At 41.1% G+C, this 17,439-nt stretch carries 20 protein-coding genes; 3 read left to right on the top strand and 17 right to left on the bottom strand.

The genetic code is table 11. The features are described 5' to 3' along the window. The first annotated feature begins 195 nt into the window (after positions 1-195). Both ymfI and BJR36_RS16000 read left to right on the top strand, forming a co-directional pair. The gene (gene ymfI, locus BJR36_RS16005) at positions 196-930 is read left to right on the top strand and encodes an elongation factor P 5-aminopentanone reductase (RefSeq protein ID WP_091236233.1); all 735 of its coding nucleotides are present in this window, start codon (positions 196-198) and stop codon (positions 928-930) included. Between the two features lie 143 nt (positions 931-1,073). Beyond that, the gene (locus BJR36_RS16000; protein ID WP_091236232.1) at positions 1,074-1,994 is read left to right on the top strand and encodes a DHH family phosphoesterase; all 921 of its coding nucleotides are present in this window, start codon (positions 1,074-1,076) and stop codon (positions 1,992-1,994) included. 479 nt (positions 1,995-2,473) lie between these two features. Here the strand turns inward: BJR36_RS16000 and BJR36_RS15995 are convergent, their stop codons facing one another. The 11 genes from BJR36_RS15995 to BJR36_RS15950 form a co-directional block, all read right to left on the bottom strand. Continuing rightward, positions 2,474-3,496: a sensor histidine kinase gene (locus tag BJR36_RS15995; protein WP_207648891.1), complete on the bottom strand. Its 1,023-nt coding sequence runs from the start codon at positions 3,494-3,496 to the stop codon at positions 2,474-2,476. A 274-nt stretch (positions 3,497-3,770) separates the two neighbouring features. After that, positions 3,771-4,490, bottom strand: coding sequence for a LytR/AlgR family response regulator transcription factor (locus BJR36_RS15990; protein WP_169823747.1), 720 nt, complete (start codon positions 4,488-4,490; stop codon positions 3,771-3,773). Positions 4,491-4,800: 310 nt separating this feature from the next. After that, a complete protein-coding gene (locus BJR36_RS15985) occupies positions 4,801-6,213 on the bottom strand; it encodes a bifunctional diguanylate cyclase/phosphohydrolase (protein WP_169823746.1) in 1,413 nt (470 codons plus the stop codon). Positions 6,214-6,516: 303 nt separating this feature from the next. Next, positions 6,517-6,678: a hypothetical protein gene (locus BJR36_RS20410; protein ID WP_169823745.1), complete on the bottom strand. Its 162-nt coding sequence runs from the start codon at positions 6,676-6,678 to the stop codon at positions 6,517-6,519. A 10-nt stretch (positions 6,679-6,688) separates the two neighbouring features. Continuing rightward, positions 6,689-6,817: a cyclic lactone autoinducer peptide gene (locus BJR36_RS15980; RefSeq protein ID WP_091236226.1), complete on the bottom strand. Its 129-nt coding sequence runs from the start codon at positions 6,815-6,817 to the stop codon at positions 6,689-6,691. A 114-nt stretch (positions 6,818-6,931) separates the two neighbouring features. Continuing rightward, the gene (locus tag BJR36_RS15975; protein ID WP_169823744.1) at positions 6,932-7,585 is read right to left on the bottom strand and encodes an accessory gene regulator ArgB-like protein; all 654 of its coding nucleotides are present in this window, start codon (positions 7,583-7,585) and stop codon (positions 6,932-6,934) included. After that, on the bottom strand, positions 7,566-8,063 hold the full coding sequence (locus BJR36_RS15970; protein ID WP_091236223.1) for a hypothetical protein: 498 nt from the start codon (positions 8,061-8,063) through the stop codon (positions 7,566-7,568). The genes BJR36_RS15975 and BJR36_RS15970 overlap by 20 nt, the downstream gene beginning before the upstream one ends. A gap of 20 nt (positions 8,064-8,083) precedes the next feature. Further along, positions 8,084-8,635: a DUF5317 family protein gene (locus tag BJR36_RS15965; RefSeq protein WP_091236222.1), complete on the bottom strand. Its 552-nt coding sequence runs from the start codon at positions 8,633-8,635 to the stop codon at positions 8,084-8,086. Positions 8,636-8,852: 217 nt separating this feature from the next. After that, positions 8,853-10,592, bottom strand: a complete 1,740-nt coding sequence (locus BJR36_RS15960) for an ABC-F family ATP-binding cassette domain-containing protein (protein ID WP_091236220.1) — start codon at positions 10,590-10,592, stop codon at positions 8,853-8,855. Positions 10,593-10,884: 292 nt separating this feature from the next. After that, positions 10,885-11,757, bottom strand: a complete 873-nt coding sequence (locus tag BJR36_RS15955) for a hypothetical protein (protein WP_091236219.1) — start codon at positions 11,755-11,757, stop codon at positions 10,885-10,887. 15 nt (positions 11,758-11,772) lie between these two features. After that, the gene (locus tag BJR36_RS15950) at positions 11,773-12,591 is read right to left on the bottom strand and encodes an alpha/beta hydrolase (RefSeq protein WP_091236216.1); all 819 of its coding nucleotides are present in this window, start codon (positions 12,589-12,591) and stop codon (positions 11,773-11,775) included. A 443-nt stretch (positions 12,592-13,034) separates the two neighbouring features. Here BJR36_RS15950 and BJR36_RS15945 point away from each other — a divergent pair, with 443 nt between their 5' ends. After that, on the top strand, positions 13,035-14,213 hold the full coding sequence (locus tag BJR36_RS15945) for a serine hydrolase domain-containing protein (RefSeq protein WP_091236214.1): 1,179 nt from the start codon (positions 13,035-13,037) through the stop codon (positions 14,211-14,213). Between the two features lie 281 nt (positions 14,214-14,494). Here BJR36_RS15945 and BJR36_RS15940 read toward each other — a convergent pair whose 3' ends face one another. From BJR36_RS15940 to BJR36_RS20790, 6 genes are all read right to left on the bottom strand, one after another. After that, a complete protein-coding gene (locus BJR36_RS15940) occupies positions 14,495-15,868 on the bottom strand; it encodes a DUF2812 domain-containing protein (RefSeq protein ID WP_091236212.1) in 1,374 nt (457 codons plus the stop codon). Positions 15,869-15,884: 16 nt separating this feature from the next. Continuing rightward, positions 15,885-16,196, bottom strand: coding sequence for a PadR family transcriptional regulator (locus tag BJR36_RS15935; protein ID WP_091236210.1), 312 nt, complete (start codon positions 16,194-16,196; stop codon positions 15,885-15,887). A gap of 180 nt (positions 16,197-16,376) precedes the next feature. After that, positions 16,377-16,895, bottom strand: a complete 519-nt coding sequence (locus BJR36_RS15930; protein WP_169823742.1) for a DUF5104 domain-containing protein — start codon at positions 16,893-16,895, stop codon at positions 16,377-16,379. Beyond that, entirely contained in the window at positions 16,892-17,014 is a 123-nt protein-coding gene (locus BJR36_RS20930; protein ID WP_278276596.1) for a hypothetical protein, read from the bottom strand. The genes BJR36_RS15930 and BJR36_RS20930 overlap by 4 nt, the downstream gene beginning before the upstream one ends. Further along, positions 16,998-17,288, bottom strand: coding sequence for a DUF4474 domain-containing protein (locus tag BJR36_RS15925; RefSeq protein WP_242875627.1), 291 nt, complete (start codon positions 17,286-17,288; stop codon positions 16,998-17,000). The genes BJR36_RS20930 and BJR36_RS15925 overlap by 17 nt, the downstream gene beginning before the upstream one ends. Then, on the bottom strand, positions 17,195-17,439 hold a 245-nt coding region (locus BJR36_RS20790; RefSeq protein WP_242875624.1), incomplete at its 5' end, for a thrombospondin type 3 repeat-containing protein. The genes BJR36_RS15925 and BJR36_RS20790, both read right to left, overlap by 94 nt.

Raw genomic sequence — 17,439 nt, 5'->3', positions numbered from 1 at the left:
TATCATCATATAATACAGCGCCGGATTACTCAACCCGAAATTACATATTATTTTCATTTTTACATTTTTATATCAGTTCACCTGTACATTCAAATCTATTGTAATATACCGCCCGAACTCCTATAATGAACTTGTGGAAAACTGCATCCGGCGATGAATTTATTTCAGCCGCATATTTGGAAGGAATGATTGTGTATGAAGAGAAAAACCGCCCTGATAACCGGGGCTTCAAGAGGAATCGGAAGGGCTGCCGCAATAAAACTCGCCCGGGAAGGATATGATATCGCTGCATGCTGCCTGAAATCAGCAGAACAGATTGAGGATCTGAAGTTCCAGCTGGAAACCGCATATGGCGTCAGAGTCCTGACTTTTTTAGGGGATGTGGGAGATTTTGAATTCGTAAAAGACATGTTTCACGATATCAACATGGAATTCGGAGGGGCGGATGTAGTCGTCAATAATGCGGGGATTTCCTATATCGGGCTCCTGTCAGAAATGGATCCCGATGAATGGAACAGGGTGATCAACACCAATCTAACCGCTGTCTTCTACTGTTCGAAGCTGGCGATTCCCCACATGCTTTCAGTCCATGAAGGTAAGATCATCAACATTTCCTCTGTATGGGGAGTAGCAGGCGCATCCTGTGAAGTTGCCTATTCCGCTTCTAAAGGGGGCATCAATGCGTTTACACAGGCTCTTGCGAAGGAACTTGCACCCAGCAACATCCAGGTGAATGCCATTGCCTGCGGCGTCATCGATACCGAGATGAACCAGTTCCTTTCAGAGGATGAGAGGCAGTGCCTCATTGATGAAATTCCCGGCTGCCGGCTTGGAAAAGCCGAAGAGGTGGCCGATCTCATCTGGACACTGGCAGGAGGGCATAACTATCTGACTGGTCAGATCATCAGACTTGATGGCGGATGGATTTAGGATAGATTTAGAACGGCTATTCAAAACCTTTGCCCTGCGTGATGTTTTTATGCAACTATTGCCAAAAAGCAGTTCAGAACAGTAAAAAACATGCCGATAACATTACTGTTCAACAAATACGGAACTGCCTTGAGGAGGATATTATGAAATTAATAACACGTTCGGATTTTGATGGTCTGGCTTGCGGTGCCCTGCTTAGAGAAGCCGGAATCATCGATTGCTGGGAATTTGCCCATCCAAAGGACATACAGGATGGTCTTGTAGCAGTAACTGAAAATGACTGTCTTGCAAATGTACCTTTCGCAGAAGGCTGCGGACTTTGGTTCGACCATCATTCAAGCGAATATGAAAGAAATCAGCTTGCCGGCAGATACAATGGCGAAAGCCGTTTAGCGCCATCCTGCGCAAAAATTATTTATGAATATTACGGTGGAAGGGAACGCTTTCCTCAATTCGACGATCTTATGGCCGCCGTTGATAAAGTGGATTCCGGAAACCTTACAATTGAAGAGGTGCAGAATCCAACCGGATGGATTCTGATTGGATTTATCATGGATCCAAGGACCGGCCTCGGAAGGTGGAGAAACTTCACAATTCCCAACTATAAATTAATGGAAAACCTGATTGATGCATGCCGTTCAATGACTACAGCCGAAATCCTGGAGCTTCCAGATGTCAGAGAACGTATTGACGTTTACTTCGAACAGGCTTCCATGTTCAAGGAGATGGTTTCGAAATATACCCGTGTTGATGGAAATGTTATTATTTCGGATCTTCGCAAAGTGGATCCTATCTATTCCGGAAACAGATTCATGATTTACAGCATGTACCCTGAGCAGAATATTTCCGCCTGGATCGTCAGCGGACGTGGCGGCCTTGGCTGTTCAGCCGCAGTCGGCTACAGCATCCTGAACAGGACATCGGATATTAATGTAGGAAGCCTGATGCTGAAATACAACGGCGGCGGACACAAAGCTGTCGGCACCTGTCAGTTCTCAAATGACAATATGGAGTCAGAACTTCCAAAGCTTCTTGACGAGCTCTGTGAAATTGCAAATCAATAACCAGAAAAGTAACTATTCAGAACTACGTCCTTTATTGTCACAGATGATGCACACAAATTGCAGAATCAGCAATTTGTGTGCATGCAGGACATGCCCTGTTGGCATAAAAGAAGGTGCCAGCCACTGCGAACAATCTGCTCACAGTGGCTGACACCTTCTTATTTCCGTTCAATTTGGCTCCCCTGAATCCGGTTTACACTGAAACCTTCAACACACCCAAGTACCGTCTCATCCGATACGAACAAATTATTTCTGATGCTCCCCTTCAGAAATTTACACGATTCGTTTAGATCTTTATATCTGAATTTACGATGCTCCCCATCAAAAATTCTCAATCGTTCTACCGTTCCCCTTCGTGTACTCCATCATCATAATACATAAAACTGATTTTGTGGGTGAACATGTAACAAAAAGCACTTTTTATGTAATAATCGGTCAGGACGCATGTATAAACATCGATATATCGCAACTCAATTCTGCTATTCTGTTTCTGCATTCACATAAAGCATAGCTGTCACAAGGAAGTATTCCACCGTATGGACGATATCCAGCACCCCGTGGTTTCTTTCCACTGCCTTTTTTATATTCTGCAGCCCGATACCATGGTTCTGCCTATCCCCGCTTGTTGTAACGATTTCTTTGTTTTCATAGTCAACTATGCCGTTATAGCTATTCTTTACTTTTATTACCAGAATCCCCTTATTGAAACGGATATCAATTTTAATTTTTCTGGCTCCCGGCTCAATCTTGCTACACGCATGAATTGCATTATCAAGCAGATTTCCCAAAATAACTGTCATATCAAAGGATTCTATTTCAAGGCTCTCAGGTACCTGAATTTCGCAATCTGCCTCTATATTTTTATTTTCCATTTCCTGAAGCTTGTAGTTCATGATGCTGTCGATAATCACATTTCCGGAATGTACAGTTTCCCTCTGCTTTTCGCACTGGTTCAGCAGTTTTTCCAAATACTCTTCTGTTTTTTCATACTCTTTGCTCTTCACAAAGAAACGCAGGCTCGAAAGGTGGTTCACCATGTCATGGCGCACTGCTCTGGTGCTTTCCAGTGAAGTTTTCATGATTTCAAACTGTCTTTCGTAATAATTATTCTGCTCAGTAAGAAGTCTTCTGTCCATTCTTTCTTCCAGCGCCTTCACCATGACATCATACAAGGTGAATGTGATCAGGTTGATACAAAACAGAAACGCGATACAAAGCAGCCTCGTGACAATCCCCAGTCCCTGCGCATTCAGTATGTTAATAATAATAAACAGGGATGCCAGCGGAATGGCAACGGCACTGATCCAGTAAAAAACCGGAACGCTTTTTCCCTTTTTGACATTTTTAAAGTTCTGCATCAGAAGGGCAACGGCATATAAAATGATCGGAATACTTACCAACCCAAAAATAGAGGTATAGTTATTTTCTGAAAGTATATGCGTATTTACATATCCGCTCATTAGTACAACTATGCTTTCTACACAGATACTAATTATATACACATATATGACTGATAAAAATTTACTCTTCAGACCACCTTTATAATTAAATGTCAGAACAAAAAGTCCTAAAGTATTACACAAAAGCATTATATAAGGAACATTTCCAATTAGGCATACCAAAGTTAAAACTATACAATAGACAGAATAGAGTGCAATCTCAAATTTTACATTAACTCCTTCTCTATCATAAAATATATTCAGCAATTTGAAAATAGCATAGGTTCTGAACAAATTTACCAATATATATGTCACGTCATTCGCAGTCAACTCCATATTAAACACCTTCCTTTTCATAACTTAACAATATATTCATAACTTCACTGCTTTTCTGCCTGCTGACCGGAATTATAATCTTGTTTGACATCACCAGTTCCTTCTGCCTGAATTCAATGACATGCATGTAATTTACAAGATACGATTTATGGGTAGCAAAAAAACGATACTTCTTCAGGAAATCTGTCACATCTCCCAGCTTCCCATAAAAACAGATGTCCTCCTTCACCGTTGCCATTTTAATCTGTCTCCCTAACGACTCGAAGTATATGATATCTTTCAGCGGCTGCCTGCACGTGGCATGTCCCTGCTTATATAAGAACACCTGCCCCATTTTACCCGACAGTTCCATTGCTTTTTGGATATCCTTTATGACAAATTCGGCGGCCAGAGGCTTGTGCAGAAAATGCATGGGTCTGGAATCAAAAAGCTGCTGATAATAGCTGTCCTTCGCTGAAACAAAGACAATCTGGACAGCCTCATTTTTCAGATTGTCCCTGATAAATCCAGCAACCTCAACACCATTCATCATGTTCAGCTCAATATCCAGGAAAACAAGATCCAAGGGCTGCCGCTCCTGCATGAACCTGCATATTTCCTCACCTGATTTAAAAACGAACACCTCTATCTCTTCGATGGTCTGAAGGCTGTATTGCAATATTATTTTTTCTATTTCGGAGCGGATTGCTTCCTCATCATCACATATACCGATACGGAACATACTGTTTCTCTCCTTTTTATGTTGAACTGTTTTGCTGTATTTTATAGCTCCAGGAGCAGCCATTTCAGGCATACCCTTCTGTTTCTGCACTTTTATTATAATAGAAAAACATCTCAAAACCAACTATCACTTTACAGAATAAAGAGTCTGCTTTGCAGACTCTTTATTCTGAGAGAGGTCGTTTTTGACAATCTGCTCCTATGAGATAAATAAAAAGCAGCTTTTGCCAGGTCCAGCGCAGATTCATTCAAAACCTCACCCACAACCGGACAAAGAGCCGCTTTATGCACTTTTAACTACCCGTCTGCATTTACAGCGAATTAATAGTCTCAATAAACTTGTCCGCTATGTCTGCATCAAAATGTGTACCCCGGCATCTCTTGATTTCTTTCAGTGCCTCTTCAAAGGTCTTGGTTTTCTGGTAGGGCCTCAGGTTTGTCATTGCATCAAAGCTGTCAACAACAGTCAGAATACGTGCCAGGTAATTGATATCCTCGCCACGCAGGCCATACGGATATCCTGTGCCATCATATTTCTCATGATGCTGGAGAACGATTGTAGCCACATCCTCAAATCCCTGAATCTGTCTAAGCATGTCCTCACTGTCTTTTGGATGCTGTTTCAATTCTTCCCACTGCTGCTGAGTCAATTTTTTGTTTTCGATCAGAGTTTCTTTCGCCACATTGATTTTCCCCAAATCATGAAGATACGCAGCATAGAGCAGCATACGTTTGTCTTCTAGTGAAAGTTCAAAAGCATCTGCTACAAGAAGGCAATATTTAAAAACCCTGTCCACATGCTTAAAGGTATAAGAATCCCTGGAATTTATTACAGTGATAAGGGTTTTCAGCGGTTTTAGGTTTTCCAGCAGATCCGCATTCATATTATCGATTTCCTCAATATCGTTAAATACCGATGAATACACCTCAACTCTGTTCCTTCGTAAAAACTTTGCTCTGTACAGTGCGATATCCGCATTTTCAATAAAGCCATTATAATCTTCCAGCTCACCATTAAAGGTGGACACTCCGACCGATATAGTCAGACCTTCGTTTGACAGATTCTTATCTCCTTTATACTGATGCCGGCTTACTGCCTGCCTCAAATGATTTGCGATGACAGTAGCCTGCTCCTTATCTGTATCTGTTAAAATAACACAAAATTCATCTCCGCCGTAGCGGCATAAAATATCAGTCTTTCTCAGGTTTTTCTTAAACACTGCCGATACCTGCCTTAACAGCTCATCGCCCCGCTTATGGCCAAACGTATCGTTATACTTCTTGAAATAATCAATATCGATCATCAGGAGAGAGAGTGCTTCCTTTTTTTCCATACTCTCTTCCCATATCTTACCGATGATTTCATGAAAATAACGATGGTTGTATGCGCCTGTCAGACCATCGATATTCGCATGCTCGATCAAATATTCTATGTGCGATTTTTCAAGCCTGACATAAAAGCCGATTGTCCATGCAGTCAGAAAAAACATGACAAACAGTGCAATATCCTCCTCGAAAAATCTGTTTACCTTGTGACCTCCTCCGAATGCGAAATCCATGAGGATAATGACTCCACTGGAAATCGAAGCAATCGCAAGCCCGGTTGTCATACCATATTCAATCGTGTAGGATATGATGATAAACAGGAAAATAAACTTATTATAACTTTCGTTTGCTCCGCTCACGTAGATCGCAAATATAAAAACAATTACAAAAATTGCCATTTCCAATTTCTGCAATATGATATCATTCTCATTCCTCTGGAAAATAAACATTAAAAAAAGCATCAATAAGCAGATGCTTATCAATGTTATCCCGACTGAATACAATATATTATAATTATTATTGTTGAAACCCATACTGAAATTTTCGGAAAAATATTGGAATAAAGGAATCGCCGAAAAGAAAAGGGCGAGCATCTTTACAGTAAAAAACATCGTCCTGATTTTCCCCTGTTTTGTTTCACTTAAATTCAAAGCACTTTTTTCCAATGATTTCACCTTCTCAATATTAACGTATTTGATTGACTATTCACGACTATGCACTTCATAGTCATAAAGATGCACGCAAGCCTGCATGCTCAGGGTTTGATTTTCATCGGCCATATTCTTGCCGAAGAAGGGAACTGCTGTAAATCTTAAAAGCGCAGATGCTTTTTCCTGCCCTGCCACATCTTTACAGCAGCTCATTTTCCTTTTTCTAGTTTTCTTTCAGACAGTCAGGTTCTTCTGGCTGGTAAAAATACCAAAGACATGCAGATGTAGCAATTGTAGTAGCAAAAACAGTTGCCACTGCTGCAACTATTGCAGCGAGATTTCTTTTCTTCATAATCAGATCTCCTTTCAATGAAAATTATATAGAAATGAATATCTATATGTAAATTCAAGCAAACACCTATAGTCCGGAAACCATAGGGGAATCCGCTGATTCAGGATATTGCCGCTACCGCGTGCAATCCCCTTCTGCAATCCTGTTCCATTTCGAATCAACTGCATCGAAAAAGCGGATTCCTGTTTTTGTCAATGTAAATGCCTGCCATAATAGGGTAAGCCTAACGCTATTGGCAATGCTGGGAAGCCGGCTGTTCCGGCCTTTGAAAATAATCAGATTTATCGAAACAAAGAATAGCAAGACCAGTATCCGAAAGCTCTGCTTTCTTAATCTCTTTATCTTTTCAGGCTTGACGATGGGCTTATTAGGGGAATCCACCGGTACACGGATATAAAAAACAACAAAACATGACAGGAAGACCAGTAAGGTAATCCCAAATTCACCTGGCTGATTGACCGGGTAATTCAAACCATATCTGGATAGCGCTGATAGGAGTACTATGGATAAAATACTGATGAGGATGCATCCGTACATGGTTCTGGCATGCGCGCCCCCGGTCGACTTTCTGATGATTCCGACTCCAGAAAAAATCACTATGCTTTCATACCAGAAATCAAACAGAATACCAATTATCGAAATCGCTGTAAAGATAACAGCCATCTGTAACATGGCTGTCAAGCCATATGCGATTACCGCCTTCTTATCCTGATCGCAGGCTATCTGCACTGAGATCTTTTCTGCAATATTATGCGCTAACTTCTCCAATGCTTTCACCTTTTCTCTTTCTGGGATTATTCAAAACCAAATAAGCAATTCCCGTCAGTATGACAAAAAGCAAAGAACCCGGAACTCCTAAAATCGCTTTCTGAGATGGGACAAGCATCAGCTTTTCAAATTTCTCAATCCCAAAAACAGTAACCATAATCCAGGTATCTATCATTTCGCAGACAACAAGCAGGACAGTAGCCAACAACGCCGAGCGGACCGTAGTATGTGCAGGCATCTGCAAAAAAAACGTGCAGATCAAAAACAAAAACAGTACATTCAATATGGCGTGTACCCCAAATCCGATGGGCAGCAGCCTTACAAAATAGGAGCCGACAATCACAAGGGCACTTGCCAGAACATAAGGCTTCAATTCTATTCTCCACCGGTTAAAGGCATATACTCCAAGTGTTATGGTAAAGCCCTGTAAAACATAGCCAAGTAAGTATTCGAAAATTATAATCTTAAGAACTTCCATCTGAATTGCCCTTCTCTCTTCTAGTCTCTATTTTGCTGTCTGACATTGATTTCCTTTATTGTGTAGTAAATGACGATAAAGATAAAGGAGTGAATCAGCACATCACCGATGCTCAGTATGCTGTATCCGATGTCAATGAAATCCGCAAGAAATTTATAGTTTGCTGTTTGGCTTCCTATTATGTGTATGTTATCGACTGACTGCAATGCGGCTTCATCAACATATCCCGTTATCTTTGATAACGAAACATAGACGGGCATTTTACCGGCATTCTGACTCATTACGAACCTGTTCAGGAATGTTCCTGTCAGAATCAATGCAGAGCCTATGATTCCCGGCTTATATAGCCTGTAAGCAAAAATGGGTATGATCAGAGTATACAGATAAATATTCTGAATGATTCCTGTATATTGCACGAAGGTATAATTTTTCATGAATATGCATATTTGCAGAAATACAGATAATATCTCAACAGCCATAAAGGGATACAGGAAATAAGATTTTAAAGCAGGCTTTATTCTATATCCCTTTATCTTTGCATAAGCTACCGCTAATATTACATCCAAAAACATTATCATAACCTCACATCTAATTATCAGTAGACTTTTTTTATTTTTTCATTTTATTAATAAAATATACCATACTCAAACAACATTTACAAGATATTCTGTGTACTGTTGTGAATTGCTGTTCGACTTGAAGTTACTGTTCACACTTCATCCGGCGCAAGATTTTTTTTGTGAGTGTAGCGAAGCGAAAGTCACATAAAACCCGGACAGAACCGCAGCTTTAAAATTGCTTAATCAGCTTCTCCAGATCTTCGGACAGAACTTTTGCAAGCGCAAAATCAGTATTTTTCAGGGCTAACCCGATTTTCGTTTCAACTTCCTTTTTCTGTCGTTCAAGCTCTAAATAGTCTTTATCAAAATGATTGCTGTAAATCATCTTTCTGAATTTACGCATACTCATTTTCCTGATCTTCTTATCTTCAATAATCAAAACATAATCCATGCAGTTGACGATCGAATAAAAATCATGTGAAATCATCAGAATTGCACCCTTATAGTTTTCTATGGCTTTTTCCAATGCGATCTGGGAGTAAGTATCAAGATGGCTTGTCGGTTCATCCAGAAGCAGCAGATCCGCCTTGCCGGCAGAAATTTTGGCAAGCTGAAGCATATTCTTTTCCCCGCCTGACAACGATTCAATCTTTTGATGAACGACTTCTTCCTCAAAACCATAACCTGAAAGATAGGATTGAATTTCTTCATAAGTCTGAAAACCAGCCTCGAAGAACTCTTCCTGTACCGTATTGGACTCATTTAATATTTCTCCCTGAAGCTGGGACAGAAAATCCACTTTCAAGTTTTCATTTATCCGGATTGAATCATGCTTATTTTCATAGATTTCCCGGAGCAACGTAGTTTTCCCGGTACCATTCGGACCGATAATGGCTACTTTGTCAGTGGATTTAATCTCAAAACTGACATTTTCCAAAAGAATTTCATCAAAAGCTGCACTGTAATCGCTTACCTGTAAGGCAATCGTCTCTTCAACTTCATTGCCCGTAGCCAATACGATTTCCGGCTGTTTAATATCTACGAAGGGCGCTTTGATTCTGCGCGCTTCCAGTCTTTCAAGGATTTTAACCCTTGCATTCAGGGACTTTCCTCTTGCAGCTTCCGTAAATACGGAGGCGATATTTCTCAGCTTATCAATCATAAGCTCGATTCTCTCAATTTCCTCATCATCAGCAATCGCAAGTTCCTGAAGCTCGATTTTGCTCTGCAGCAAGGAGAAGTTATAATCCATATATCTTCCATCAAATTCCTGAATCTCCTTGTTTTCAAGATGCAGGATTTTATTGAAGCAATGGTTCAGCAGATACCTGTTATGGGTGATGATCAGCATTGTCCCTTTGTGCGAATTTATGAGATTTTTAAGTGCATTCAGGTTTTCAAAGTCCAAAAATACATCCGGTTCATCCATAATCATCAGATCCGGCACTGTGAGCATTTCTTTGATCACCTGAACCAGTTTAAATTCCCCGCCGCTGAGTTTTGACACCGGCAGGTCTGCATGCCTGCCCAGATTTGCTAAGTTCAGCTTCCTATTTATATTACTTTCAAAATCATCCCCGTCAATTGCCTGAAATGCATCCAGCGCCTGCTGGTATTTCTCCAGTAATGAATCAATATCTGAAGAGGTTTCCATTTCGGCACAGATAGAGGTTATTTCATTTTGCAGCTTTATGAATTCTTCACCTATATATTCGAACACGGTAATTTCTTTTGTCTTGTCCAGCTGGGAGAACTGGCTGACGTATCCGATCCTGCAGCCAGGGGCTATCTCCAGCTTTCCATCAAACATATATCTTTCCGGATCCATGATCATATCTATCAATGTACTTTTTCCACTGCCGCTTGCCCCTATGAGAGCGCAATGCTGGCCATCTTCTAACGAAAATGAAATCTCATGAAACAGATCCTTTTGTGGAAATGAGTAGGATAACTTATCCGCTTTTATCATTTTAATACCTTTGCCTTTCAATTCCGGGCACAATCCATAAACTGAACAGGCCCTTATAGAAGTTGATCATCTGTGATTTTTCAACTTCGTGCATCTTTCTATTTCATCTTACGCGGAGCGTTTTTATCACACAGCACTCGCCCGGTGAGATAAAAAAGAGCCTGCAAAAGCAAGCTCTTCAACAATTCATCTTATCAATCGTATTTCTGCAATTGATTCTTTATGTAACAAAGATACACTTTTCACATTTACCTTTGGTAGCATAACATCTTTTGCCTCTAATTTCAATCATTTACGTATAAAAGCGTTCCCTCATCTTCGCTGCCGTCTTTGGCGCAACCACTTTCAGATATGCATTATTTCCATAATGGCAGGCACGTATGGAAGCAGTGATTCCTGTGCCGTTGACTTCGTTGGAATCCGTATCTCTTGGGATCTCTACATAAGTGTCAGGATTCCACTCACGGTAATGCTCCCAGATTTGCGGGCACTGTCCCTGACTATACCAATGGGAGACTGTTTCGACATTGTACCAGATGCTTCTGTTCCAGCTTCCTTTATACACGCGGTCCGGAAACGCTTCCTTGAAATACCCGAAGAAATCCTCGGTCATTCCCTTGAATCCTGCAATTTGTCCTGCTGCATCATTGTTGTCATGTTCGCCCTGAATCCACACCACACCTAAAAACCGGTTGTCCGGATTCTGGTTCAATGCGTATGCGATTCTGTCTTTCATCCCCTTGTAGTATGGCGAACCGGACCCCCATCTGAGAATTCCAGGATGGGGGCGCAGCATTTTCTCATCATAGCCGCCCTCTTCTCCCACTGTAAATCCTGATCCGCCGTAAGCGCATGAAATCACCAGAATATCATAGTCTTCCGGTATTTCGTCAAGCAGCAGATTTGACAATGGAAGGTGGATTCCCTTTGTTCCCTGCCCGGGAACAGGATTTTGGGGGTTCCCAAAAGGCCTCATATCCTGGTAGCTCTGGGCGCATGCTCCAAGCGGTATGATTTTCAGGTTATCGTCCTCATACAGACCAAGCTGATGAATGCGGCTCCCGTCAAACTGTGAAAGATAGTCCGAAGCAATAAGGGATTCGTCGTAGCCGACAGCATTAGACTGCCCCGCCACACATAAGATCATATACTTTTTATTTTCCATAAGCCTCTCCAATTATTATAGATTTCTTAACCATGTCTCAACAAGATCAATCCAGCTTTGGCATTCTTGCTGGATACAGACATGATCCTGATTGTCTGTCAGCTCATTGGCTAACGACAATCCGTGGCCGCCTTTTTCAAACATATGGTATTCAACAGGAATCTTCTTCTGCATCAGCGCCTGCGCCCATAAGAGAGAATTTTCCGGCGGTACCGTTTCATCTGCGAATGTATTCCAGATGAACGTTTTAGGCGTCTGAACCCCTACATGCTTTTCAAGGGAAACCATCTTCTGCAGTTCGCTATCCTTCCAGTCCTCACCCAGAAGATTCCGTATACTGCCCTCATGCCGGTAATTTTGATCTGCTGTAATCACCGGGTATCCGAGAATCAGTGCATTTGGTCTGAGAAATTCGCTTTCGCATCCACACAGCCCGGCCAGTTCCGGACTGTTCCAGTAAACCCCGTAGCTTGCCGCCAGGTGGCCGCCTGCTGAAAATCCCATGACCACAATGCGCTCCGGATCGATATGCCAGTTCTCAGCCTCACGCCTGAACATGGCAACACACTGTGCAACCTCTCTCAAGGCTACCGGGAATCGTGCAGGTGCCACAGAATATCTGAGTACCGCTGTGTGATGCCCCATTGCCATTATGCGAAGGGCGACTGCTTCAGCCTCTCTGTCTGTTGTCCTGTGATATCCGCCGCCTGGACAGATCAGCACAAGCGCACGCTTTGAAATAGGGATTTCCGCTGAATCCTCCCAAAGATAAGTGCTCAGCCTGGCATAATCGGCCGAACCGTCTGTTTTAATCTGTGTAACTTGATGTAGCATAAAAACCATCCTCCATACATTGTAAACTAGTAACTATTCAGGACTACGTCCTTCATAGTCACAGATGATGCACTCAAATTGCTAAATCAGCAATTTGGCGCACGCATGTCTCGGGTTTTTATGCAAATTCAGCATAAAAACACCTCGCGAGACAGGGGTTCTGAACAGTTACTACTATTGTAACACTTGCAGATTACGTTCTCAATTAGATTTATCGGCATTTTCCCTGTTTTCGATTATATAATTACTGTTCACTCCGCGAACAGTAACTATATATAAGTCAGCGTTCCATTCGTGAACCGTAACTAACAGGAATTTCCGCAACGCCCCTGGTATGCCCTTCAAATTAACAGTTGACTCAGATACCTGACTCCATTACTATAAAAAAGACCATTATATTCAAATCCATACCATCCAAGCTACTACTACAAAGGGGAGAAACAATGTTGCATACAACAGAAATCAATCAGATTAAAAAAGTCCTTACAGCTAACATTGAAAACGAAACAATCGCCGGTGGAAATTTACTGGTTCTGAAGAATGGAAAAGAGATTTTTTATCACGAAGATGGCTTTGCAGACCGGGAAGAGAAAAGGCCTGTCAGAAGGGATTCCATATTCAGATTATACTCCATGACCAAGCCTATAACAGCAGCTGCCATGATGATACTCCTGGAAAGAGGGGCAATCGACCTGTACGATCCTGTCAGCAAATACCTGAACGGATTCAAAGAACAGAAGGCAGCGCAGAACGGACAACTTATTCCTGCCGCAAGGGAGATGCTCATAAAGGATCTGCTTTCCATGACATCCGGGCTGGTATACGCCGGAGATCATCCGGCCGGAAGAGAAACCCAGACTCTGTTCCAGGAGATTGAAAACGGCCTCAACAGCAAGTCTCCACTGAATACCATTGACGCAATGAACCGGCTGGGCAAATGCCCTCTTGCCTTCCATCCCGGAGCCTCCTGGGAATACGGTGCATCAGCTGATGTGCTGGGCGCCGTTATTGAAATCGTCAGCGGCAAGCGCTTTGGGGAATTTTTAGCCGATGAGATATTCCGACCGCTGGAAATGCAGGATACCGGATTCTGGGTGCCAGAAGAAAAAAGTAATCGGCTGGTTAAGGTCTATGAGGATGACGAAGCCGGAAGATTACAGGTCTATACAGGAAACCACCTGGGCATCAACAATAGAATGGACAGGAAACCTGCATTTGAATCCGGCGGGGCCGGGCTGGTTTCTACCCTGGACGATTATGCAAAATTTGCTGGAATGCTCATGCAGGGCGGACAGTATGATGGAAAACGAATCCTGAAGACCCGCACTGTAAACTATCTCACCTCAGCCACATTAAACAGCAGCCAGCAGAACAGCTTCGACAACTGGCTTACCCTGGCCGGACACAGCTACGGCAATCTGATGCGCGTATTGACAGACTGCAGCAAAGCAGGGGATTTAGGAAGTCCTGGCGAATACGGCTGGGATGGGTGGCTTGGTGCATATTTCTGCAATTGCCCGAACGATGACCTTACTATTCTTTTTATGATGCAGAAAACCAATTGCGGAACGACAGCACTGACCAGAAAGCTTAGGAATATTATTTTGAGTTCCTGCTGCTGATCATGATTAAACTATAACAAAGTGACTCCGCCATGCACAGCGCCTTTGGCCCGTAATCTTGAGGGCGAAGGCGCTTTGCAGTGCGGAGCGTTTTCAATTTCATGGAAATATTTATTAACAAAATGTCTATACCCCTCTAGTGTGCTGACACATTGACACTTAAGCTAATGACGCTGAATTAGTTTTCATTCTGCAAGGCGAAGGAATGAGGCCTAGCGGTGGCTACGCTGATTGACGACAACGCCGCAGATGGAAACTAAGGCAAGTCATTTGTCAAGATGTCAACGTGTCAGTGCACTAGCCATGTTCATATAATAAGAAGATACTTCTGCAGCCTGTTCCTGATTCAAATGACCTTCAATCACAAATGTAATACCATCTTGTACAACTACATACATAGATACATCTTCACCCGTTCCATAGAGCACCTGGTCAGAACACCAGGTATTCTTCGTAGCTGTCAGTCCTGTGTAGGTATAATATTCATCTTCAAGTACCAGTTGATTATATGTATCCATTATTGACTTATATTTGCTGGAGAATATTTCAATCGAGTATCCGTATGAATTGTCCTCTGTATTATAATAGTCACTATACACTTCTCTCATGCCCAAAAATGATTTTGCTTTATCATGGACTGTCTCTTCATATAAGAATTCATCCGGCTTATCAACCCCCAGATCTTCCAGCGTCAGATCAATATCATCTGTTGAGTAAACATAAATCGCATCGCCAGAGATTAATTTAGCATCGCCCCTGCTAATAGAACCCATAAAAGCAAAGATTAACGCATTTGCTACAACAATAGGAAAAACAAGCATAATGACAATATTGGCTTTTCTATTTGCCCATTTGCTATATGTCATTTTACTGATCAAAAAGATCATTAATATAGTAACAATGAATTCTATCATTAAATATAATGATACATGATCCTTTGTAAATAATGCAGCCAGAAGCACCAATAAGGATATTAAATATATTTGATGAAAAACACCATATTTTTTTATATTTTTTGAGCTGTAATACTGAATACCCAATCCATTTTTCAATCTTCTTTTATTTCGGAAACAGAAAATTCCAAATCGAGCCATGTTAACAATGCTAAGCAATGTAAATGCCAGCCAGAAAACCACAAATCCCACCTCACTCAGCTCAGTTAAACTTCTCGAATAGGCAAAGTAATAGTTCGGATTCAATAGTTCATCCACCATTTCCCTTACATTGAACAATCCCCATATGAGCGGAAGCAAAATCCAGTTAATCCAGTTTGCCAAAATTGTAGCCTTGCAAACAAGTTTAAGCTTCATCTTCTCATCTGTCTGAATCGGCACCGGATTGTCCTGAACAGAATAAAAGATTTGCATCTTCCCGGAGCTAAATACATGCTGCCAACCTGATTCACTGCAGTATTCGATATAGTCCAGTGTATTAGATTCAGGATTTGTATCAAAAATAGTAGCTTTGTCAAAGTAATCTACCTGGAATTTTAACTTAACAGGTTCACATTCTTCAAACACGTAGAACATACCTGAACACCGCTCAAACATCCAACCCTTTTCTGCTTCTTCCTCCAGAAAATTTTCTATCGCCCTTATTTCATATGAGCTGGCAAAAAACATTTTTCTTTTGATTTTTTTCTTTTTATTATTCATAGCAACACTTCCATCCTTATCTTTCCAGGATGGTTTTCCCCTCCTCAACCATCGTTATCAACCTATAATACTCCTTCTTCAGCACCTCATATCCTTTTTCACTGATGATATAACTTCGCTTTCTCCCCTCTACCCTTGTCTCAATAATTAATCCTGCTTTCTGAAACTTATCTAACAATGCATACAAAGTGCCAGGGCCTACTGTAATTCTCCCATGGGATATCACTTCTATCCTTTTCATAATATCCACACCACAGCACTCCTCCTTAAGTGCCAATAGAATATAATACATAGGCTCGGTTAAAGTCTGTAACTGCTCTCTGGGCATAAGCTCCTCCTCATTATGGAATTATAATATCGTTTGTCGATATTGTATCATCGAGTATCGATATTGTCAATTATAATAGCACGAAAAAACTCTCGCCCTAATGTTTCCAAAAGGACGAGATCAACTTTAATTCTTAAGGATATCCTAATCCTATAATCTTATAATTCCCACCATGTTCTTTTAATCACTACTTTCCTCCGCGTCAATAATATATTGTATAATCGGTGTATCATCTTTGTCATTATTTAAAACCACATTAATAGATGAAATACCTAACAATTCCGGCTGTTCCTTATTAATAAAATAGTACATATAGTATATTTCATACTTCTTACCACTGCTAGTTTTAATATTTATTATTTCAGGCATGGCATATTTTTCTACCCATCCCCAATCTGTAGTCGCACCACCCGAAAGAGCACCGTCTGGTTCATCATAGGATATGATGTTCCCATCCATGAAATCGAATATACCACTGATTTCTTCATCCAGCTCTGAGTGTGTTTCTTGAAAATATGGACACAATAATGCTTTTACAGCCCGTAGATCTTTATTTACCAAGGCTTCCATTAATTCATTGCTGACTTGTTCCGTTATCTGTTCATCCGTAAGGTAATCTCCACTGGACCTGACGCATCCGCTTAATGACAACAAGATTAGACACAAAAACGAACTTAAAAATATCTTTCCTATTTTCATTTTGTTACCCCTTCGTACCAGTTTATCCATACCATATGCCCATTATCATCAAAAATCATCTCTAAATTTTTCTTTGAATAATCGCTTTTATTTTTATTATATTTATTTTTTAGTTCCATATATATCAGTATATTTCGACAAATCAACAGTTCCAACTATTGCCATTAAATCTCTATTCGGTTCTATAAAATCCGGATTCTGTCCACTAAAACCTGTAATCCACCACTGGTCTTCCTCCGGCGACCAATTGAATATATTTTCAATACTGCTCTTTCCATAATAGTTGTACAAACTCAAGTTCATGGGGACTTCAAAATCAACGGCATCATACTGTTCGGTTCCTGAATAGATGCCAGGAGATGTATACAAGCCCATCTCTGCTCCACTGTGCAGATTCCAGTAATCTCCTTTCCATAACCATAACACATATTCTTCTGTTCCAACTGAAAAAAACTTGTCTGAAGTGTAAGTGGATCTGTTCCTAATTCAATCTCTTTTCCATCTGAAACTCCATCTTCATCTGTATCTGCCTTTAATGGTTCTG

Source organism: Anaerobium acetethylicum, assembly GCF_900096945.1.
Taxonomy (GTDB): Bacteria; Bacillota; Clostridia; order Lachnospirales; family Lachnospiraceae; genus Anaerobium; species Anaerobium acetethylicum.
The sequence above is the reverse complement of the archived record's forward strand: the minus strand, read 5'-3'. Positions and strand labels throughout refer to the sequence as shown.